Source organism: Mycobacterium aquaticum, from assembly GCF_002086485.1.
Classification (GTDB): Bacteria; Actinomycetota; Actinomycetes; order Mycobacteriales; family Mycobacteriaceae; genus Mycobacterium; species Mycobacterium aquaticum.
Window position 1 is genome coordinate 37,282 of sequence record NZ_MVHF01000055.1, and the last position, 16,945, is coordinate 54,226.

The window sequence follows — 16,945 nt, forward strand, 5'->3', positions numbered from 1 at the left end:
ATACCTATGGCTACCAAGCACACTGAGAAGACCGACGTTGAAAACTGGCTCGACAACCTCGAAGTCGATCCGGCCAAGGCGCGCGACGCTCGACACATGCGCCGCATCGCCGCCGCTGCCAAGGCACTCGACGGTGCAGAGGCTGAACTGAACGAGGCGGTGACCGAGGCACGCGAGGCCGGCGACACCTGGGCGATGATCGGCACCGCGCTCGGCATCAGCCGACAGGCTGCCTACCAGCGATTCGGCAAAGTCGCACCGTGACAGTGCGAGAGGCGGCGGTCCGCCGAAGCGCCGCCAGTAACGGCCTTACGTCAGCTTGATTTGGCCGCGCTGTAGTTCGGCGTTGGCCTTCACCGGCACGCTGAACACAGTTCTACCCTCGCGTGGGGCTGATAGATCCCGGACGGGCTTTCGTTCGTCGGTGTCGTCGATCCATGTCGCCGTGGCCACTACGGCGTCGTAATCGCCGTCCGACAGTTCAATGAGACTCGGCTCGCGCTCGTAGGTGAGCCGATAGCGCGTGATTTGGTCGTTGATAAGGCGCATCGTGTTGTCGTAGATGCTCATGCCAGCCATCCTCTCATCGGCCACCACCGGGATCGCGACGATTGGGCCGCGGCTGCACTGGCCGATGTGCATCGACGAATCGCGGCGCAGCTCGGCGAGCCGGGCGGCGGTGACGTGCAATGCGCCGTCGGGGCCGAGCTCGTCGAGCCGCACCGGTGAGTGCTCGGCGCACACCGATAACGCGCTCACCATGCGCTGCGACGGTATCGGCGTCGGTTCCGGTACCACAGCATGGATTCAGCGGTCATCGGCCGAACGCCGATCGTCGTAGCTCGATGTACTCGCGCAGCGAGCTCACCTCGTCGAGGCCGACCGAGTGATCGACGCATACCGCGTACCCGGCCACGATGGTCTCGGCCTTGCGGGTCTGGTCGCCGATGTTGACGCACACGCAGCAGTGCACCGGGTTGAGGTCACGCGCATCGAGACCGGGCAGCCTCATGACTCGACCCGCACGAGCTCGTCGGGCTTGTACGAACGGAACTCGTCAGGAACGCGCTTGGCGGCGTCCGGGTGTTTCGCGTCGGCCTCCACCTTGACCTCGCCTGTGGGGAACACGTGCCGCACCCGGTAGACGCGCTTGCCGCGGCCGATCCGCACGAGGTCGTTGATTCGGTACCGGCGGCTCATGCTGGCTCGTCTGGGGCAGCGTGGCGGCCGACCTCGGGGGCCGGTTGCGGGGTCACGACCCACGCGTAGCCGCCGCCGGTCATCGCGACGCGCTTGAGGCTCTCGACGGGCACGCCGAGCTCCTGGGCGAGCTGCTCGGGCATGACGTCGGCGTGGTGCACCGCGCCACCGAGGTCCTCGGGTGCCTTGCCGAGCTCCTGGGCGACCTCGGCGCGGGTCTGACCGGGCAGCATGCTCGCGATCTCGTCGCGGGTGAACTCCTGGCCCTCGGCGACCCAGTCGCGGCCGTGCATCTGCGGGGGCCCATTGGGGATCTCGACCTTGCCGTTGGCCGGTGGGAGCGTGAACCCGTTACGGGCATCGGCGCGGGCCCGCATCTCGCGCACCGCGGCGAGCTCCTCGGCGGTGGCCGGCCGCTCATGAGTGGCGATCGGCGTCTCCTGAGCGGCCGCGACGCAATGTTCACACGGCTCGTCGGGCTCGGTGCGCTCGCGCGCGGCGTCGGCTCGCCGCACGATCGCCTCGCCGACCTCGGGAGGAACACTCTCGCGATACGCCTTGGCCGCGGGTGTGCCGAGCGATGACCGCTCGATCAGGTCGTCGATATCCCGATTGCGCGCACGATCACGCGCCATGCGATGAATCCGGGTCACACCATCCGGTGAGGTGGTCGTCACGCGGGCGGCGGGCCCGGCGACGCGACGATCCTCGACGTTGGGCTCGGCCGGCGTGAGCGTGATGCGGCACCGTGCGCCGAGTGCACCGCGGACCTGGCGCAGCACCTCGACGAGGTAGGGCAATTGGTCGTCGTCGGCCTTGAGTGTCGTTGTAGTGCTGAGCTTCTGGCCGAGGGCCTCGTCGTCGAGCGGTATCTCGATCTGCGCGACGTAGAACCGGCCGGGCCGGTTGAGGAACGCGGCCCACTGGTCAGCGTGCGACACGTCGGGTGTGTCGAGGTTCGCCAGGTCGACGCGGGGTGTGAAGTGCTCGCGGTAGGCGTATTCGCCGGCGGGGTGTGCCGCGCGCCGGCGGGCCCGCTCGAGTTGTGCCTCGGCCTCGGCCACGGTGATCGGGCGGGGGCGTGCCTTGTGCTTGTTCGATTTACCCACGGGGGTCTCCTGATTGGTTGGGTTGGTGAGTGGTGACCGGGTTCGTGGGTGCGGTGGGCGCAGGTACGGGCTCCGTGCGACCCATCGCCATCATGGCCCGTCCTTGCCGGTCGAGAGCAGACACCGAGGTATCCGTGAAACCGGTTTGACGCCCACCGCGTTCGTCACCGTAGGGATCGCCGTCGGCGTTAGATAGCGCGTTGTCGAGCTCGAATTGCGGGCAGGCGCAATAGACGTGGCGTTCGTGCACCTCGACGATCGCCACGCAGACCGGTTGGTGCTCGTCGCGTGCGTGCCCGCACACGCACGGGTCGCTCACCTCCATTGGCGTTCGCGTCGGAGATCTTCGCGGAGGTTCCGCAGGCTGCCCCGAAGGTCATTGATGGTGTAGGCCGACTGCTTGAGGTAGCCGTTGCCGTTGTCAGCTACCGATCGCAGCCACCGGGCGACCTCGGTGTGTGGGTTCGGTCCGGTCTCAAGGATGTTCGCGCACTCGTGGAGCATCTTCGCTGTGGTGTCTGGCCATCCGATGTACAGGAATCGGGATAACCGGTGGTACTCAGGATCATGCGATCGCAGCTCGCGTGCGAGCGTCGTGATCGGGTGCCGCAAGTCGTGCAACAGGTCTCGGATCTTCATCGGTGGTGGTCTCCTCGGGATCGAATTCGGTGCACTCGCAGCGGGTCATGGTGTGGGGCCCTTCGCCTGGCTGGCAGCGAGTGCATGCGAGGCAGGCTTGCGTGGGGCTCCACCGTGAGTGTTGCTCGCGCGTATGACCGCACCAGCACGCTCGGCCGGCGCTCACAGCAGGCGGAGCGCGGCGGCGATGATGACCGCGGGCACGATCACGCATGCCGACGCGATCAGCCACAGGAGCAGGAGCCGCGGCCAATGTCGTTGGGGCTCGGGCTCGGGCATGATCGCGGCGTCGAACCGCTCGGCGGCCGCGTTCCACTCGCGCTGTAGCCTCTCCGCGTCGTCGTAGACGATGGTGCTGGCGACGTAGCCCCCACCTCGGCCACCGGCACCGCCCTGTGCGGTGATCTCGGCGGGGCGGCCACCACCGCCGCCAATGGTCACGAGCGTTCCGTTGATCAGGTAGCCGATCCGCTCCCGGCCCGGCGCTCCCAGCGCTGCCATGACCACGAAGGCATCGCGCCGGCGACGCTCGGCCTCGTCGTGATCGCGGCCGAGCCAGAGCATCCGACGGGCTACAAACATCTCGCGGTGGCCGGGCTTGAGCATTGCAGCGGGCCAGCATCCGCACGACAGGCGGTAGCCGAGATCCATGCAGCCACAGGGCCCGTCGCCGTGCTCACGGTGACCGCACAGGCCGCACCGGCGGATATCGATCGCGTTCACTCTTGAGCCATCCCTTGATGCTGACCCGAGCCGAGGCATGCCGGGCATGTGATCGAGTGATTGCCGACCTCGCGCGAGCCGAATTGGCCTGTCACACCGCGGCCCTGGCACGTCGGGCACGGCCGCACGTCTAGGAGCTCGCCCGTGGTTGGGTCGACGCCGGCGAGCCGCAGGATCTCGGCGTCGGTGCGCTGCGAGAGCCGGAACCATGACACGAGCGGCACGCACTCGATCGTCCACATGCCCACGAGCTCGTCGCGGTGCGCGGCGACCGGCAGCCAGAGGAGCTCGGTGGTGCGATCGACCTTGATGATCACCTGGCCGACCTGGCGGGCGAGCGCCTCGACCGACAGCTTGCCGGCGTGCTGGTCGTTCTCGCCGATGAGCGCCAGGCCGTCGAGCGTCGACTCGCCACGCTGGCCGTTACCGCGGTGAGTGCGGAACGTTACGGGCCGCCGGATCGCTTGGTGGGCAATGGTGTAGCCAACCTCCTCCCAAGCGAGCTGGGAGAGCACCCGCACGAGCACGAGGCGCAGATCATCGGGGGCTGTGTCACTCATCGGCCGAACCTGTCTCGGGGAACACGGGGTTTGCGGCGACAACCACGCCCTCGATGAAATCCCACTCGGGGCGCGCCTCGACGTCGCCGTTGTCGCCGAGACGCACTCGGCCGGCCCACACGCGGCCTCGGCCCGGCCAGTCGAACGTGGCCGATGTCCACCCGTTGCGCTCGGCGAGCACATCGAGGAGAGGCCGGCGACTCTCGGGCGGCTCGGTGCTGTTGCTCCACAGGAGCGTGAGAGTGGCGCTGTCCCAGAGGCGTAGGTGCCCCTGCGTGGTGGCCAGGGTGTCAGCGACAGGGGTGTCGGTCATCGTGGTTTGGTTCCTCTCGGGGGTTAGGTGGCGTCGACGGTGATCGTGATGGTTGTGCCGTCGCGCTGGTCGCTGTGAACCTTGATGTCCACGCGGCCGTTGCGCCAGGATTCGGGCACCTGGCCGAGGGCATCAACGAGTTCGTCGACCGTCGGCCGGCCGTAGAGCGTGATCGTGGTGCGTTTGGTGATCGTGACGTTGGCGCCCATTGGTGTGTTCTCCTGTCTCGGTTTATAGGGTTTTCTGACCGTCTATAGGGCTATCGTTCATCGCGTTTTCGGCCTCGTTCGCGGGCGGTGAGGCCGCCCCATATGCCGTTGTAATCGCCGATGGCATCGGCGAATTCGAGACATTGGCCTGTGCCACCCGGTGGTATTCCGAACTTGGTCTCGTCGAACTTGGCGCGGACCGGGCACATTCGGCACACGCTCTTGGCCTCGGCGACGATAATTCGGCGGCGACGCTCGGACTGTGAGCGTTTGATATCGGCGTCGGCCCGGGCCGCCGGCGGGTAGAAGATGTCGGGCCGCTCGTGGTTTCGGCACGCAGCTCGGCGCATCCAATCCTGGCCCAGATCGCCGAGGATGAGTCGCACCAGCCGCGCTCGGGCACCGCCGGCGGTAGCCAAGGCGGGCGGGCGGGCGTGGTTGGTGTGGCCCACTAGGTGAGTACCTCCTCGAATAGGTTGAGCTGAGCGCCGATCGGGGGACCGGCGGTGTGGCATTCGCAGGGGCAGTGCCACACGTGCGAGGGCCGGATCACCGCGACGCCGCGGCCCGGGATGACGAGCGCGTTGTCGAGGCCGTCGGCGGGGATCGGCTCGGTGCCGCGGTGTCCTCGTTTCGGTGGGATCGTGAGGTAGCACTCGGGTTGCCACGAACCGCGTTCCATCGGCCCGCCGACCCGGTGCGCGCACTTGTCGTGCGAGCCGTTGGAGCACCAGCCGCTCGGCCCGTATTCGCATGCCGGGGGCCGCGTCACGAGGGCGGTTCCGTGTCAGTCATCGAGACCTCGCACAGTCGGCCAGGTGACGAGTGCGACGTTTTCGACGTGGCGGCGGCGCACCTGCCAGGGCACCGCCCACTTGGCCCCGAGGACGCCCATCTCGCACAGGCCGAGCGCGTCGGCCTGGTCGTGGTTGGCGATGAACCGCATTGGGTTGTTCATGATCTCGGTGGTGCGGGGAGTAGACCAGCGGGCCCGGGTCTCGTCGAGCACCAGGCGCTTGCCGCGGTCACTGGGGGGCGGTTTCACGCCACAGATGAACTTGCCGCGGTGGTCGGGGGTGACAGTCGCGACGGGGATCCGACGAGACCGCAGCGCGGCGTACACGGGCCACCAAAGGCCGGCGCGGTCGTAGTACCCGGGCATGTGCGCATGGCCGTACGACGGGCCCTCGATCACGCCGAGGCGGATATCAGCACCGACGCGGATCGCTGCGTCGATGTAGCCGACGACGGCCTTGAGTTGGCGCACGAGCCGGTCGCACCGTTCGTCCCACGTGGCATCTTGCGAGCCGCTCTCGCCGACGTGGGTGAGCAGCGACGGGCAGAACGCTTCGCGCTGCGGATCGAGCGACGAGACGGCGATACCGGCCCGGGTGAGTGAGAGATCGAGGCCGAGCACCGAGGGCCGTGCCGCGTCGTGCACGGTGCGAATGTGGCTGCGGGCCCACGCGGCGAGCTCTGCGCGGGTGCCGTCGCTCCACTCGCCGCACAGCTCGCACTTGGCCGAGCGGTCCTCGATGACCGTGATCCCGCCGGCCTCGGCGAGCGCCTGGGCGTCGGGTGCGATCGGGGCGACTGTCCTCACCGGCCGGCCTCGATGTCGGCCTTGAGCGCCTTGAGTTCCTCTGAGACGGCGAGTATCTCGGCGGCGGCCCGGGCCCTGTCGCGCTCGCCGATGTAGATCCGCTCGACGGCGTAGGCGACCAACGCGTAGGCCAGGTGCGTCGGGAGTGGATGGTGACCGGCTGGCTCGATTGACGCGGTCTCGGCGTTGACCCGCATCCCCATGTAGTCGAACACGAGCAGGCTTTGCGAGCACACGTTCGGCTCGCCCTCGTGGTCGAGCTCGGCGTGTTCTCGATAGGTGGCCATCGCCTTGTTGAGCAGGTCACGCAGCATCGCCTCTTGCTGGTCGACCGCGGAACGCATGGCCGGCGGCATCTCCATGTCAGGCATTGCGGGCGGCCCTTTCGTTTTCGAGTTCGACGATCCGATCGACGCAGCCGACGACGAGGTCGGCCAACTGGACCGGTTCGCCCTTCAAGTCGTGCAGCACAATGCGACCGAGACTTGCCCACGCACAGAGCTTGTCGCCGTCGTGCTCAGCGACGTGCTCGCGGTAGAAGTCGACCGCACGACGCACGTTTTCCGCCGTGGCCGCTTGCTGCTGGTCGGCCTTGGCGATGACCGCGGTCGAGGCGGGCTCAAAGTGCGGCATCTCGGGCATTACCGGCCACCTCCGTTGATCGAGAACAGGTGAGCGCGCACCGCCGAGGCCGAGACCACACCGCGGTTGATCCGCCGCATCAGGTCGTCGACGCTGGCCATGTTGTGCGCGAGGCTCAGCGCGCCGAGGTGCGTGCTCATGGCTTGGAATCGCTCACCGCTCGGGGTGAGCACGGCCCACGGGTGCAGTGAGCGCACCGCGGGCGGTCGCAACACCACGCGCCACGGTGTCGGGCGACGCTCGAACCGCTGGCACTCGCACCGTGTGCACGGCGGCAGCACGAACGCGTCCTCGGGCACCGCGAGCTGCATCATGAGCTCAGGGGTTCGCGGAGGTTGGTGTGCGCGCTGCGAGTGCCGGCACGTGCACCGGATGAGTCGGTCGTCGAACACGTTGTCGTCGAGCAGATTCGGCGGCTTGCTCTCAGTTCTCATAGTTCCTTGGGTCCTCTCTTCGCGTCGGTCTCTCGGATCGGGTGAGCCGGGAGGTTGACGAGCTCCTCGTGGGTGTCGTTGCCGTGCTCGTCGAGGCGGTGGCACGGCGTTCCGGGGGGTTGCTTGCAGTGGCGGCATGCGACGGTGAGGGCCATGCGGTGGCGCTGCACCATCTCGGAGTCGTTGCGCCAGTTCCTCGGCCGGTGCCGGTAGTCGCCGCGGGCCATCACGCCACCACCCGCGGGTTTTTGCTGCTCGGGAACCCGAGCTGGGGGGAGACAGAGTTGCCCTTGCGGACAAGGGCAACGAGGCGTCGGTTTACCGTCGCAGTACGGTCAACGTCATTGCCGGTCACGGGTATTACTCGCTCACCGCAGGGCCGGGGTACTCCGCCGGGTGCCTTTTCATTGGCGCGCTCGGGCCTGCCTTTACCGCGCGGCCCCGACGGATCGAGAAAGCAATCCCGCTCTGACCGGGGACGACCACGCTTTTGGGAGTTCCGCGTGTCCCCCGAGTGACCTAGAGTCGGGGGTAGCTCGGTTGCCCTGTGTCGCCGTGGAATGCGAGGGGTCGGGCTGTTGAGGGCCTCACCGTTGGCGCGGTGGGGCCTTCTCTCGTAGGTGTAGAGACCCGATGGGACAAGGTCGGGGGTTGCGCGCCGAGTGCCCTGAACGGAACGGCGTTGACCTGCAACGACATTGCGGGTGATCACAGGTACACACCTCTCGCCGAGACCGTGCGGATCCGATTGACGCGCAGCCGGTAACCGCGGCGCTGAGTCACAGGCCGGCCCATGTCGCCGAGCGGCATGTCGACGCCGAGGGCGGCGATCCCCTCGGCGGTCATCAGCTGTCCGCACGCTTCGTACGCATCGCAGCCGCACCACGCGATGCAGAACTCGCCTTGACGGTGCAGGCCCCACGCGTGGCCACATGTGCAGTCGGCGAAGTACCGCCGATCCCACCGATCGTTGAGGTCGCTCTCAGTGAGCTGGCCGTGAGGGTCCGGGTAACCCTCGACACCTCGGAAACCGGGCGCAGCCTCGCATTTCGACCAGGTCGGATCGAACTCAGTCGGGCACCCGAGATAGCCGAGGTCGTGGTTGATCGTCATCTCGTAGGCCGGCACGGTTTTGCCGCAGCGGCCGCACCAGGACTCGCGCGGCCCGAGCGGATGACCGTCGGGCCGGACCGCTCGACGTGCGTTGTACTCGGACCGCCGCCGCGATGCGGCTTCTCGGCTGTCGAGTGCGCCTGACAGCACGTCGAAAAGGTCCGGCTCGTCGGCACTCATCGCGGCCGCACCCTGTCCTTGATGCGCTCCCGCGTAGGAGGTACGGGCTCGTCGGGGTCGCGGCCGCCGTAGTAGCGCAAGTTCTCGCCTGGCGGGGCCATCTGCACGACCTCGGCCTCGACGTAGGTGTGACGGTCGATCTCGTCGAACCACACGTCGGTGACCTGGCGAAAGAACCCGTCAGGGCCCGGGCCCATCACCTGACCGACGTGAATCGTCGCTGTCTTGTCGCCCTTGAACCTCACGGCCGCCACCCCTGCGGTGGCGCCTCAACGGTCGGGCGCGCCGATGCGGACTCCTCGCACGCGGTGACCATCGAGTAGTCGGTCCTCGGCGGGCAGCTCACGAGGCCACCTCGAGTGGTGTCAACGAGAGCTCAGTGCCGTGCACGCGCTCCTGGGCGGCCAGCCACGAAAGCACCGCTGTATCAGTCGCGTTGACCGTCGGCGGCTGCACCACCATCAGATCGGGGTGCTGCTTGAGCACCTCGGGACGGCACCGCTCGATCGCCGCGGGTAGGTGGTCGGCGAGGGGAACGTCGCTGAGCATGAACCCGACCACGGCGAGGAGATCGCCGTAGGAGCAGAACATCTGGTCGGCCTCGGTGCTCGCACAGGCGAGCGTGAGGACCTGGCCGATAGTGAACGGACGACTGACGTCGGAGGCCTGTGTCATCGGACACCAGCCAGGGCGATCTCACGCCGTACGCGGTACTCCTCAACGCTCACGCCGAGCAGCCGAGCTGCGAGCGCCTCGCGTTGGCGCGCTCGCGACGCGTTGATGGTCGCGAGCACGGTGTCGAGCGCGACGTCGGGATCATTCGGCAGGCTCGCGAGGATCGCCATCGCCGCGGTGCGCTCCTCGTCGGTGAGCTGGATCGCCGCGCGCGTCACTCGACGCGCCCCAACCGGTAGACCTGGCCGCCCTCGGCGAGGCATGGCCGTACGTCATCGATCGCCTCGGCCGGCAGAGTGTCGGCGGTGTCGTCGATCAGGATCGCGCTGACACCGGTATGCCCGCGGCCAGCGTCGGGGAGCATGCGCCGGCCGAGATGAATCGACCGTTCGAGGCCGAGCTCGGTCGCGAGGTGGCTGGCGCGGTATCTCGACTTGGCGATGACGATCACCTTGGGGTCGGTGATCGTCGGCACGGGATCGTGCAGCATCTCGCGCCGGATCACACGATCGGGCACGTCCTTGATGACCAGCTCGACCGCCTCGTCACCGCGCGGTGCGATGCGCCGGGCGATCTCCTCGGCGCGTGAGAGTCGGTCGTAGCCTTGGCTCGTCGAGCTGACGAACACCTTGCCGTTGCGGCCGTCGGCCATGTTGACGGTCCATTTCCGGTCGACGCCGGGCTTGATGATGATGCGGATCACGGTGCGGTTTCCTCCTCGGTGGTGGGTTGTTCGATTGCTGCCCGGAGTTGGGCGGCGTGAGCGTTCCTGAGTGCCTCGACCGCTGACGGGCCGCGCGGTTCGGCTGGCTCGGCAGCGCGGGCGGCCTTGGCGGCGGCCTGCTGTTCGGCGATCGCGGTGAGCTTGGCGGCGAGATCCCGGTTCGCGCGCCATGCGGTGAACCCGTCACGCAGCACCCACCCGAGGGTGACGCCGGCGATGCACGCGACGGGCATGGCGAGCGGCCCGAAGTTGGCTGTGAGCCAGGTGATCCCGAGGAACGCGGCGACTGCGAGGGCGAGCTCGGCGGTGACGAGCTTGGCGGCCAGCGACATTGGTCCCGGCCGCTTCATGCTGCGGCCGATCGGTTGTGCGCGAACCGCGCTCGTGACCGTTTGACGCGGGCTCGGCGCATCGCCCGGCGGGCCCGGTTCGCGTCGCGGTTGCGCAGGCGGCGACGCTCGATCTCGTCGGTCTGCACGGTGCCCTGGTAGATGGGCTTGTGCTGTAGGCCGGCCATGATGCCGCGGGCGAACTCGGTGTCGTATGGGTCGCCGTCGACGCGGGGAGGCCGGCGCCGGTGTGCTGCATGGGCCTCCGCGGACTCGCGGGCGATGGCCTCGCCGATCTGCTCGCGTTCCTCGAATGGTGTTGCCTCGGCGAGGTCCTGGGCGAGACCATCGTCGGCGGTGAGATCCTCGAACGCCTCGTCGAGCACGGGGTCGCCGACATACCAGTCGGGCGGGGTAGCGACGCCGCGATTGCCAGCGCAGCGGACGAGTTTCGTGGCGTGGTGCTGCCACTCATCGACCTCGCCCGACCACTCGATCGCCTGACCGCAGCCGGTCACCGCGCATGGGATGCCCTCGAACGCGCCGGCCTCGTAGAGGTAGACCGCGTCATTGAGGGTGAGGCCGTGCAGATGTGCGTGCACCTTGACCGCGCCGCGTGGTTGTTCGGCCTGGCGGTTGCGCTGGTATTCGGTCATGCGCGTCGGCTGTCGGTGGCCGAATCGCATTGCGCGCCGCTGACGGCGGCCCGGGTTACTGCCCATGGTGTGCTCCTGTCGGGGTGGGGTGTGTGCTACTTGCCGGCGTCTGAGAACGGGACGACGTTCGACTCGTCGCCGTCGCCGCTGTCGATGAGCTCGCCGCCGCTTTCGGGTTCCTGGCCGGCGGCCTCAGGCGTGACGTTGCCGTTGTGGTCGACCATCGCCGGTTGATTCGCAGCGTCGGGCCGCTTGGTGCCCTTGGGCCACGCGGCCTCGACGTCGACACTGACCGTGGTGCGGGTCTCGCCGTCGTCGCGGATCGCCTCGGCGACACGGCTGACCGTGCCGAACACGGTGTACTCAACCTGCTGGCCAAGGGCGGGCTCGTCGACGCCGCTCTGACCGTGGTTGCCGCCGAAACTGACGTAGAAATCGGCCTGTTGCTTTGTCACTCATCTCTCCTGTTCGCCGTTGCGGCTGCTACCCGCCGGCTGATTGCCGCGGGAGTCATCGGGGGCGCTGTAGTCGGTGATCTCGAAAACCACGTCGACGCGCGCGTTGGGGCCGTAGCCGAGGTCACGGCAGCGGTCGATCATGTCGGCGAGCTGGCCGAGGGTGAGACGGCCGAGCTTGTACTTGCCAGATCTCACGAGTCGGTCTCGTCGACGCCGTTGGTCCATCGGGTGATCACGTCGTGCAGCGAGGCGACCATCGCCTCGGACGCATCGCCGCCCTTCGAGCCGGTGGCCTCGGCCTTGGCGGCAAGCTCGGCGAGCTTGCGCACCACGAGATGCAAGGTGGCGTCGTCGATCCCGTCACGGTGGTCGGGCAGCACGTCGAGGCTGCCGAGCTGGGCGATCACGCGTAGCTGGTCGTCACGCTCGGTCACCTGGCCCTGGCTGAGGAACCCGAACATCGAGTCGAGGAACTGTCTCCGTTTCTTGTCGCTCATCGGCGGCAAGGTCGATGGGGCCGGATCCGGCTCGGAGTCAACGACTGTCGCGGCCTGGGCCCGGGCCGCGCGCTCGCGGTTGCGTGCCGCACCGGCCGCCTTGCGTGGCGCGGTCTTCGCCGCGGCGACCGGTGCGCCGTCCTCGACAACCTCGCCGTCGATCACCTCGTGCGGTTGGGCGGCATCCTCGAACACAATGCCCGAGTAGTCGGCCGGGAACGCCTTGCGCCAGGCGAGGGCCTCGGCGCACTTGGCGAGCTGGTTGGCCGGCATCTTGGCCCACATCGAGTTGGGCCGCCACTGCCCATCGACCTTGACCAGCTGCACATACTCGGCGTAGGAGCACGTCGCCGAGATGCGCACGCCGTTGACGGTGAGGGCGTACTTGCAGGCCACGGGTAGGCCGTCGTCGGCGTCCCAATAGTCGCGCCACTCGGTGCCTTTGCCGCGATAGAGCACGTCCTCGTGACCGACCCGGACGCTCTCGCGGCGCGCGGCCCGGGTGCCGATCACGCGCCAGCCGTCGATGCCCACCTGAACGGTGAACTTGTCGACCTCGCGCTCCTCGATCCGCTCGTTCCCGTTCGCGGGATTGGTAACGCGCACCTTGACTTTCGTCTTGCGCGACACCATGTAGACCTGTTTCGTGAACGGGTCGAGACCGGTGCGAGCGGTGTAGTGATAGAGCAACCGGAGGTCAGCCTCGGTGGCGTGTTCGAGGCCGAGTGCGCGGAGCTGTACACGTTGGTCCTCAGTCCAATCGTTCTGCCCGGCATGCAATGCGAGCCTGCTCGACGCGTGCACAGCGGGGACCTGAGCGCGTGTGGGATCTGGCCCGATGGTTGGGCCTGCGGTGCGCTCGGTGGTCGTCGGGTCGGGCATGGTGTCCTCTCAGGCGGGGATGGGCAGATCGGCCGGGCCGACCGACTTGACGGGGTAGAACGCGGGTTTCTTGTTCGTGCCTTGCGAGCGGCGCTCGGCGATGCGGATCGGTTCGGCACCTTCGCCTTGGTCGACGACGGCGTATTGCGCCTGCTCCATCCGCTGAAGGATCACGTTCTTGTGGTAGGCGAACGTCTCGGCGGCGGCGTCGAGACGCTTACGCGCTGCGGCGAATTCGCGCGCCTCGTCGGCCGGGACGATGGCATTCACGCCGCGGTCGATTTCGGGGTGCAGCGCGCGGAGGCACTCGTAGGTAGCGGTGGTGTTGTCGAGCGCGGGCGGGGTATCGCTGCTGAGCGATTCATAGAACCGGCGGCACTTTTGGATGATCCACGCGGCGAAATTGCGGTCGTAGTCGACGGTGTAGATCCGGTGTTGCAAGTAGGGCCCGACGGCGAGGAGCTCGCCGGGGATCCGGGTCCATCCGGTGAACAACATGAGCGCGATCACCTGGGCGTGGTAGTCGTCGGGCAGCTCGCCCTTGAGGTCGTCGCCCCACACGTCGAGGTCGGTGAGGTTGCGCGCGAGCTTGAACTCGACGACGCGACGACTCGACCCGCACACGCCGCGGCGATCCAACGTGGCGATCGCCGGGAACCCGAACTTCTCCGGGTCGACGTGCGCCTGAACCTCGCCAGGGGACAGGAGCCAGCCGGGCCGGTCGTCGCGGTAGAGACCATCGGCGAGCGGCTCTACCCGGTGACCCATGCGGAATGCGTCTTTCGGCTCCTCGGGCTCGACGCGCCCGGTCATTCTGTGCCACAGGCGGAACGGCGACTCGTAGCGGCTCACCGGGTCGTCAGGCTCCCCGAGGATCGCGGCGACCTTGCTCGGTGTGATGACCTTGAGCCACTCGGGCGAGCCGGGCTTGATGAACTCGGGATCGCGCGGGGTGTAGAACCGCACCCCATCGGTGCGCCTCGTCATCCAGCACCGCCGTTGCGGGTGTCGATGAAGCGCGTCACCGTGTGGAAGTCGACGCGGGCAATGGAAGCTGCACCGAGCTCGCGAACTACGACGGCGGGCCACTCGGCCACGGGCACCCCGACGAATGCCGCGGGATCGATCGACACGACGACCTGGGCGCTCACAGTGTCGTCGTCGGCGCGCCTGTCGCGGATCACCATGCGGTTGATCACTGAGTCGGTCATGATGCGATCCCCGCGAGCCGTGCTTGTGCGCCCTCGTGGTGTGGAGTTCGCAGCCGGAACCGCGCGCCGTAGAGCGGGCGAACGGTGGCGTGGTCACCGTTGCCGCGGCGGCGCTCGACGAGGCCGGCGCGGTGCAACCGCTTGGCGAAAGTGTTGAGCGCCAGGCCCATCGAGTCGGCGATCTCCTCGTCGAAACGACCGAGCTCGCGGTGCTCGGCGACTACCTCGGGGAAGTCCGCGGGAACGGGTCGCCACCGACGTCGGTCGGGTCGGTCGACGCCGACAGGTTCGGCCGTGGGGTCGTCGATCGACCCGGCCGTGTCGTCGTCGTCGATGGCCCACGCGAGAGGAGCGGCGAACCCGTGCTCGCGGCCGAGCTCGCGGGCCTCGACGCTCTCGCCGGGCACGTAGTGCCAACGGTCATAGAGCGCGACCAGGGCGTCGGCGAGCTCGGCGTCGATGATCTCGGGGCGGCCGAGCGCGAGTTCCGCGAGGTCTCGGCCCGTGTAGCCGAGGCCGAGCTCGGCGGCGATGGCGTGGAACGCGTGGCCGATCCGCACGAGAGCACGTAGCCGACGCACTGGCCCCAGCGCGGGGACGAACATGCCCTCGGGGATCGGGATAGCGAGGATCGGTTCGGCGATTCGCCGATAGACGCGGCGCTCGTAGCCCGCTTGTCGGGTCGCGCCGCGCTCACTGTGCGCACCGAGCAGCGTTGTGACGCGGCGGGTTTCGATTCCGGCTTGATGCGCGATCGTCGACGGGGTGTGCCCGGCATCGAGGAGCGCCTTGACGTGAGCGAGCACAGGCGCGGCCGGGATCTGCTGTGAGTTGGGGTTGTTATCGTTCGCCTTGAACACGGGTTGTCCTCTCGTCGTTCGGTTCGAGCGCCGGCCTGGCGAGCACCGGGCCGGCGCTTCGCTTTTCAGTCGCCGAGGCGTTCCTCGGTCTCGACCGATTCGCAGTCCTGGTGCGCGTAGTCGAATTCGCGGATCGCGTCGTAGTCCTCGGTGTCGAGATCGCCGCGGATCTCCAAGGTCGAGCCGCACGAACAGTGCGAGGAGTGGGTGACGGGGTCTTCTCGGTCACGCTCGGCGGCCCACTGCAACGCGGACTCGATGGCCACCTCGGCGAGCTGCGCGGCCTGTCCGGTGTCGAGCTCCAACGCCGTGGTGAGCTTGAGCGCCGCGGCCTTGATTGCCTCACCGAGGAGATCCGGGTTCGCGTCGAGCAGCTTGGCGAAATAGCCGTCTGGATCGGCGACGGGCCCGGCCGCGGTCTCAACGATGTGAGGGTCAGTCGGTACCGCGTCGAGGCCGGTCGCCGTACCCGGCCCACCGGCGAGCGGGTAGACGTCGATGATCGGACCGTTGGGCCCGGTGATCAGCGACCCGGGAGGTAGTGCCCGTTGGATCTGTGCGAGTGAACTCCGCGAGGTGCCGGGTTCACACACCGCGAGCACCGGGCCCACGGGCGGCGACTGGATCGCGTCGCGAATGTCCTCAAGAACACCGATGAGCTTGCGCTCGTAGGGACTCATTGCGGCGCTGGCGTGAGCGTCGAGCCGACGGCGGATCGCTGCCTCGGCCTCGGCCTGGGCCTCCTCGGCGGCCCGCACCTTGTCGGGGTCGGGTGCGAAGCCCATCAGAGGCCCTGCGCTTGGACGAGCAGCCGGAGCGACTGCGCGATATCGGTGAGCGCGTGCACGGCGGCGATCGCCAGCTCGTCGCGATTCTCGGGGTCGGCCGAGGCGAGTATTCGCTCAACCTCGTGTAGGTGGTCAGTGCCCATTGCGTTGCCCTCTCGGTTTGGTGTGGGGGAGTTGGGATTACGGGCGATAGCCCGCGTCGTTGCGGGCGTCCGGGCCCGGACCGTTGCGCGCGCTCGGCGGCACGTAGTGCCGGCGGTAGGTGCCGGTCGATCCGGGGATCGGGGCCGAGCAGCGCGGGTTGAGGAGATGGAGTTGCATGCGCCAGGGGCCCCACTTGAGCGAGGGCCGGGCGAGAGTGACGAACCCGCAACCACGGGGGCAGTCGAGGAGCTCGGGGTCTGCCTCGTGCGGGCACGGTGCGGCGGTCACTGCGGCACCGCCGAGGTGGGGAGGAACTCGGCCGGGTCCGAGTCGAGCGCCTTGGCCACCAAGACGAGCGTCTGAACGGTGAGGCCTGACCGGTCGATCTGGTGAGCGAGGGTCGAGCGCGGGATATCGGTCATCTGACTGAGCGCAGACATGCTGATTCGCTTGCCGCCCATGCGCGCTCGGATGCGAGACCCAACGTCCTCACGCAACCGATCGAGGTCGATACCCCCGTCGATGAGGCTGGATTCTGATGGCATGCGGCCAAGACTGACGGATATCCGTCAGTTTGGCAAGGAACAATTCAGACTGGCGTGTCGCCGGAATTTTGTTGAGATTGCACGAGTGTGATCAATTTGGCGCTAGACGTGGCGAGATATTGGCAATACGCTGACGGCATGAGCACATTGCTTGATATGTGGCCCGATCCCGACCCGGAGGAGATTCGCGTTCGACTCCGCGGGCACATGGGCGTCCACAAGATCAGCCGCAGCAAGCTCGCCCTTGCCAGCGGCATCTCACGTGCATCACTGGCCGCGAAGCTCGACGGCCCGGTTGAGTTCACGGTGCCCGAGGTCAACGCCGTCGCTCACGCCCTCGGCAAGAGCTGGCTGTGGGTGATGACCGGACAAGAATCGCCGCCTCGCGATGGAGGCGGCGATGGTGGTGCTGGTGCCCCCAGTAGGACTCGAACCTACGACCTGCGGATTA

Annotated in this window: 36 protein-coding genes; 2 read left to right on the top strand and 34 right to left on the bottom strand. The window is 67.9% G+C overall.

Annotated features, from left to right (window positions below; genetic code table 11):
• The first annotated feature begins 6 nt into the window (after positions 1-6).
• Positions 7-264 (top strand): hypothetical protein, encoded by a 258-nt coding sequence (locus BST13_RS33655; RefSeq protein ID WP_083169926.1) that lies wholly within the window; start codon positions 7-9, stop codon positions 262-264.
• A 45-nt stretch (positions 265-309) separates the two neighbouring features.
• Here the strand turns inward: BST13_RS33655 and BST13_RS33660 are convergent, their stop codons facing one another.
• The 34 genes from BST13_RS33660 to BST13_RS33820 form a co-directional block, all read right to left on the bottom strand.
• Positions 310-723: a hypothetical protein gene (locus BST13_RS33660; protein WP_142282903.1), complete on the bottom strand. Its 414-nt coding sequence runs from the start codon at positions 721-723 to the stop codon at positions 310-312.
• A 91-nt stretch (positions 724-814) separates the two neighbouring features.
• Positions 815-1,012, bottom strand: coding sequence for a hypothetical protein (locus BST13_RS33665; protein WP_083169930.1), 198 nt, complete (start codon positions 1,010-1,012; stop codon positions 815-817).
• The gene (locus BST13_RS33670; protein WP_083169932.1) at positions 1,009-1,200 is read right to left on the bottom strand and encodes a hypothetical protein; all 192 of its coding nucleotides are present in this window, start codon (positions 1,198-1,200) and stop codon (positions 1,009-1,011) included. The genes BST13_RS33665 and BST13_RS33670 overlap by 4 nt, the downstream gene beginning before the upstream one ends.
• Positions 1,197-2,309, bottom strand: coding sequence for a hypothetical protein (locus BST13_RS33675; protein WP_142282904.1), 1,113 nt, complete (start codon positions 2,307-2,309; stop codon positions 1,197-1,199). The genes BST13_RS33670 and BST13_RS33675 overlap by 4 nt, the downstream gene beginning before the upstream one ends.
• A complete protein-coding gene (locus BST13_RS33680; protein WP_142282905.1) occupies positions 2,302-2,628 on the bottom strand; it encodes a hypothetical protein in 327 nt (108 codons plus the stop codon). The genes BST13_RS33675 and BST13_RS33680 overlap by 8 nt, the downstream gene beginning before the upstream one ends.
• Complete coding sequence (locus BST13_RS33685; RefSeq protein ID WP_083169938.1) at positions 2,625-2,948, bottom strand: hypothetical protein; 324 nt, start codon at positions 2,946-2,948, stop codon at positions 2,625-2,627. Before BST13_RS33685 ends, BST13_RS33680 begins: the two co-directional genes overlap by 4 nt.
• A gap of 162 nt (positions 2,949-3,110) precedes the next feature.
• On the bottom strand, positions 3,111-3,671 hold the full coding sequence (locus BST13_RS33690) for a hypothetical protein (protein ID WP_142282906.1): 561 nt from the start codon (positions 3,669-3,671) through the stop codon (positions 3,111-3,113).
• Positions 3,668-4,231: a DnaJ-like cysteine-rich domain-containing protein gene (locus tag BST13_RS33695; protein ID WP_083169942.1), complete on the bottom strand. Its 564-nt coding sequence runs from the start codon at positions 4,229-4,231 to the stop codon at positions 3,668-3,670. The genes BST13_RS33690 and BST13_RS33695 overlap by 4 nt, the downstream gene beginning before the upstream one ends.
• Positions 4,224-4,544: a hypothetical protein gene (locus BST13_RS33700; RefSeq protein WP_083169944.1), complete on the bottom strand. Its 321-nt coding sequence runs from the start codon at positions 4,542-4,544 to the stop codon at positions 4,224-4,226. The genes BST13_RS33695 and BST13_RS33700 overlap by 8 nt, the downstream gene beginning before the upstream one ends.
• Positions 4,545-4,567: 23 nt before the next feature.
• Positions 4,568-4,753 (bottom strand): hypothetical protein, encoded by a 186-nt coding sequence (locus BST13_RS33705; protein WP_083169946.1) that lies wholly within the window; start codon positions 4,751-4,753, stop codon positions 4,568-4,570.
• Between the two features lie 50 nt (positions 4,754-4,803).
• On the bottom strand, positions 4,804-5,205 hold the full coding sequence (locus BST13_RS33710; protein WP_095533816.1) for a WhiB family transcriptional regulator: 402 nt from the start codon (positions 5,203-5,205) through the stop codon (positions 4,804-4,806).
• Positions 5,205-5,525, bottom strand: coding sequence for a hypothetical protein (locus BST13_RS33715; protein WP_083169948.1), 321 nt, complete (start codon positions 5,523-5,525; stop codon positions 5,205-5,207). The genes BST13_RS33710 and BST13_RS33715 overlap by 1 nt, the downstream gene beginning before the upstream one ends.
• 15 nt (positions 5,526-5,540) lie before the next feature.
• Positions 5,541-6,356, bottom strand: a complete 816-nt coding sequence (locus BST13_RS33720; protein WP_083169950.1) for a hypothetical protein — start codon at positions 6,354-6,356, stop codon at positions 5,541-5,543.
• Positions 6,353-6,727, bottom strand: coding sequence for a hypothetical protein (locus BST13_RS33725; RefSeq protein ID WP_142282907.1), 375 nt, complete (start codon positions 6,725-6,727; stop codon positions 6,353-6,355). Before BST13_RS33725 ends, BST13_RS33720 begins: the two co-directional genes overlap by 4 nt.
• On the bottom strand, positions 6,720-6,998 hold the full coding sequence (locus tag BST13_RS33730; protein WP_083169954.1) for a hypothetical protein: 279 nt from the start codon (positions 6,996-6,998) through the stop codon (positions 6,720-6,722). Before BST13_RS33730 ends, BST13_RS33725 begins: the two co-directional genes overlap by 8 nt.
• A complete protein-coding gene (locus BST13_RS33735) occupies positions 6,998-7,432 on the bottom strand; it encodes a hypothetical protein (protein ID WP_083169956.1) in 435 nt (144 codons plus the stop codon). The genes BST13_RS33730 and BST13_RS33735 overlap by 1 nt, the downstream gene beginning before the upstream one ends.
• Entirely contained in the window at positions 7,429-7,659 is a 231-nt protein-coding gene (locus BST13_RS33740; protein ID WP_083169958.1) for a zinc finger domain-containing protein, read from the bottom strand. The genes BST13_RS33735 and BST13_RS33740 overlap by 4 nt, the downstream gene beginning before the upstream one ends.
• Positions 7,660-8,140: 481 nt before the next feature.
• Complete coding sequence (locus BST13_RS33745; protein WP_083169960.1) at positions 8,141-8,725, bottom strand: hypothetical protein; 585 nt, start codon at positions 8,723-8,725, stop codon at positions 8,141-8,143.
• Complete coding sequence (locus tag BST13_RS33750) at positions 8,722-8,970, bottom strand: hypothetical protein (protein WP_142282908.1); 249 nt, start codon at positions 8,968-8,970, stop codon at positions 8,722-8,724. The genes BST13_RS33745 and BST13_RS33750 overlap by 4 nt, the downstream gene beginning before the upstream one ends.
• 97 nt (positions 8,971-9,067) lie before the next feature.
• Complete coding sequence (locus BST13_RS33755) at positions 9,068-9,400, bottom strand: hypothetical protein (protein ID WP_083169964.1); 333 nt, start codon at positions 9,398-9,400, stop codon at positions 9,068-9,070.
• A complete protein-coding gene (locus BST13_RS33760) occupies positions 9,397-9,618 on the bottom strand; it encodes a hypothetical protein (RefSeq protein ID WP_083169966.1) in 222 nt (73 codons plus the stop codon). Before BST13_RS33760 ends, BST13_RS33755 begins: the two co-directional genes overlap by 4 nt.
• Positions 9,615-10,103 carry a hypothetical protein gene (locus BST13_RS33765; RefSeq protein ID WP_083169968.1) on the bottom strand — a complete coding sequence of 163 codons (489 nt, stop codon included), beginning with the start codon at positions 10,101-10,103 and terminating at the stop codon, positions 9,615-9,617. The genes BST13_RS33760 and BST13_RS33765 overlap by 4 nt, the downstream gene beginning before the upstream one ends.
• Complete coding sequence (locus tag BST13_RS33770; RefSeq protein ID WP_142282909.1) at positions 10,100-10,474, bottom strand: hypothetical protein; 375 nt, start codon at positions 10,472-10,474, stop codon at positions 10,100-10,102. Before BST13_RS33770 ends, BST13_RS33765 begins: the two co-directional genes overlap by 4 nt.
• The gene (locus BST13_RS33775) at positions 10,471-11,175 is read right to left on the bottom strand and encodes a hypothetical protein (RefSeq protein ID WP_142282910.1); all 705 of its coding nucleotides are present in this window, start codon (positions 11,173-11,175) and stop codon (positions 10,471-10,473) included. The genes BST13_RS33770 and BST13_RS33775 overlap by 4 nt, the downstream gene beginning before the upstream one ends.
• Before the next feature lie 29 nt (positions 11,176-11,204).
• Complete coding sequence (locus BST13_RS33780) at positions 11,205-11,564, bottom strand: hypothetical protein (RefSeq protein WP_083169974.1); 360 nt, start codon at positions 11,562-11,564, stop codon at positions 11,205-11,207.
• Complete coding sequence (locus BST13_RS33785) at positions 11,565-11,762, bottom strand: hypothetical protein (protein ID WP_083169976.1); 198 nt, start codon at positions 11,760-11,762, stop codon at positions 11,565-11,567. It lies immediately after the preceding gene.
• Complete coding sequence (locus BST13_RS33790; RefSeq protein ID WP_083169978.1) at positions 11,759-12,946, bottom strand: recombinase RecT; 1,188 nt, start codon at positions 12,944-12,946, stop codon at positions 11,759-11,761. The genes BST13_RS33785 and BST13_RS33790 overlap by 4 nt, the downstream gene beginning before the upstream one ends.
• Positions 12,947-12,955: 9 nt before the next feature.
• A complete protein-coding gene (locus BST13_RS33795) occupies positions 12,956-13,933 on the bottom strand; it encodes a YqaJ viral recombinase family protein (protein ID WP_083169980.1) in 978 nt (325 codons plus the stop codon).
• Positions 13,930-14,157 (bottom strand): hypothetical protein, encoded by a 228-nt coding sequence (locus BST13_RS33800; RefSeq protein ID WP_083169982.1) that lies wholly within the window; start codon positions 14,155-14,157, stop codon positions 13,930-13,932. Before BST13_RS33800 ends, BST13_RS33795 begins: the two co-directional genes overlap by 4 nt.
• Entirely contained in the window at positions 14,154-15,017 is an 864-nt protein-coding gene (locus tag BST13_RS33805) for a hypothetical protein (RefSeq protein WP_083169984.1), read from the bottom strand. Before BST13_RS33805 ends, BST13_RS33800 begins: the two co-directional genes overlap by 4 nt.
• Before the next feature lie 65 nt (positions 15,018-15,082).
• Positions 15,083-15,802: a hypothetical protein gene (locus BST13_RS33810; RefSeq protein WP_083169986.1), complete on the bottom strand. Its 720-nt coding sequence runs from the start codon at positions 15,800-15,802 to the stop codon at positions 15,083-15,085.
• On the bottom strand, positions 15,802-15,948 hold the full coding sequence (locus BST13_RS39210; RefSeq protein ID WP_158087247.1) for a hypothetical protein: 147 nt from the start codon (positions 15,946-15,948) through the stop codon (positions 15,802-15,804). Before BST13_RS39210 ends, BST13_RS33810 begins: the two co-directional genes overlap by 1 nt.
• A gap of 37 nt (positions 15,949-15,985) precedes the next feature.
• On the bottom strand, positions 15,986-16,126 hold the full coding sequence (locus BST13_RS39370) for a hypothetical protein (RefSeq protein ID WP_170064368.1): 141 nt from the start codon (positions 16,124-16,126) through the stop codon (positions 15,986-15,988).
• 107 nt (positions 16,127-16,233) lie between these two features.
• A complete protein-coding gene (locus tag BST13_RS33820; RefSeq protein WP_083169990.1) occupies positions 16,234-16,494 on the bottom strand; it encodes a helix-turn-helix domain-containing protein in 261 nt (86 codons plus the stop codon).
• Between the two features lie 138 nt (positions 16,495-16,632).
• On the opposite strand from BST13_RS33820, the gene BST13_RS33825 reads away from it, so the two are divergent.
• A partial coding sequence (locus BST13_RS33825) for a helix-turn-helix domain-containing protein (RefSeq protein WP_142282911.1) occupies positions 16,633-16,945 on the top strand: 313 nt, incomplete at its 3' end.

What these genes read in the sequence shown, in the direction of transcription:
- BST13_RS39210 (WP_158087247.1), bottom strand. Translation starts at nt 15,948, where the DNA reads ATGGGCACTGACCACCTACACGAGGTTGAGCGAATACTCGCCTCGGCC.
- BST13_RS33770 (WP_142282909.1), bottom strand. Translation starts at nt 10,474, where the DNA reads ATGAAGCGGCCGGGACCAATGTCGCTGGCCGCCAAGCTCGTCACCGCC.
- BST13_RS33655 (WP_083169926.1), top strand. Translation starts at nt 7, where the DNA reads ATGGCTACCAAGCACACTGAGAAGACCGACGTTGAAAACTGGCTCGAC.
- BST13_RS33725 (WP_142282907.1), bottom strand. Translation starts at nt 6,727, where the DNA reads ATGCCTGACATGGAGATGCCGCCGGCCATGCGTTCCGCGGTCGACCAG.
- BST13_RS33810 (WP_083169986.1), bottom strand. Translation starts at nt 15,802, where the DNA reads ATGGGCTTCGCACCCGACCCCGACAAGGTGCGGGCCGCCGAGGAGGCC.
- BST13_RS33745 (WP_083169960.1), bottom strand. Translation starts at nt 8,725, where the DNA reads ATGAGTGCCGACGAGCCGGACCTTTTCGACGTGCTGTCAGGCGCACTC.
- BST13_RS33800 (WP_083169982.1), bottom strand. Translation starts at nt 14,157, where the DNA reads ATGACCGACTCAGTGATCAACCGCATGGTGATCCGCGACAGGCGCGCC.
- BST13_RS33735 (WP_083169956.1), bottom strand. Translation starts at nt 7,432, where the DNA reads ATGAGAACTGAGAGCAAGCCGCCGAATCTGCTCGACGACAACGTGTTC.
- BST13_RS33740 (WP_083169958.1), bottom strand. Translation starts at nt 7,659, where the DNA reads ATGGCCCGCGGCGACTACCGGCACCGGCCGAGGAACTGGCGCAACGAC.
- BST13_RS39370 (WP_170064368.1), bottom strand. Translation starts at nt 16,126, where the DNA reads ATGCAACTCCATCTCCTCAACCCGCGCTGCTCGGCCCCGATCCCCGGA.
- BST13_RS33700 (WP_083169944.1), bottom strand. Translation starts at nt 4,544, where the DNA reads ATGACCGACACCCCTGTCGCTGACACCCTGGCCACCACGCAGGGGCAC.
- BST13_RS33730 (WP_083169954.1), bottom strand. Translation starts at nt 6,998, where the DNA reads ATGCCCGAGATGCCGCACTTTGAGCCCGCCTCGACCGCGGTCATCGCC.
- BST13_RS33820 (WP_083169990.1), bottom strand. Translation starts at nt 16,494, where the DNA reads ATGCCATCAGAATCCAGCCTCATCGACGGGGGTATCGACCTCGATCGG.
- BST13_RS33790 (WP_083169978.1), bottom strand. Translation starts at nt 12,946, where the DNA reads ATGCCCGACCCGACGACCACCGAGCGCACCGCAGGCCCAACCATCGGG.
- BST13_RS33755 (WP_083169964.1), bottom strand. Translation starts at nt 9,400, where the DNA reads ATGACACAGGCCTCCGACGTCAGTCGTCCGTTCACTATCGGCCAGGTC.
- BST13_RS33685 (WP_083169938.1), bottom strand. Translation starts at nt 2,948, where the DNA reads ATGAAGATCCGAGACCTGTTGCACGACTTGCGGCACCCGATCACGACG.
- BST13_RS33670 (WP_083169932.1), bottom strand. Translation starts at nt 1,200, where the DNA reads ATGAGCCGCCGGTACCGAATCAACGACCTCGTGCGGATCGGCCGCGGC.
- BST13_RS33665 (WP_083169930.1), bottom strand. Translation starts at nt 1,012, where the DNA reads ATGAGGCTGCCCGGTCTCGATGCGCGTGACCTCAACCCGGTGCACTGC.
- BST13_RS33795 (WP_083169980.1), bottom strand. Translation starts at nt 13,933, where the DNA reads ATGACGAGGCGCACCGATGGGGTGCGGTTCTACACCCCGCGCGATCCC.
- BST13_RS33695 (WP_083169942.1), bottom strand. Translation starts at nt 4,231, where the DNA reads ATGAGTGACACAGCCCCCGATGATCTGCGCCTCGTGCTCGTGCGGGTG.
- BST13_RS33775 (WP_142282910.1), bottom strand. Translation starts at nt 11,175, where the DNA reads ATGGGCAGTAACCCGGGCCGCCGTCAGCGGCGCGCAATGCGATTCGGC.
- BST13_RS33705 (WP_083169946.1), bottom strand. Translation starts at nt 4,753, where the DNA reads ATGGGCGCCAACGTCACGATCACCAAACGCACCACGATCACGCTCTAC.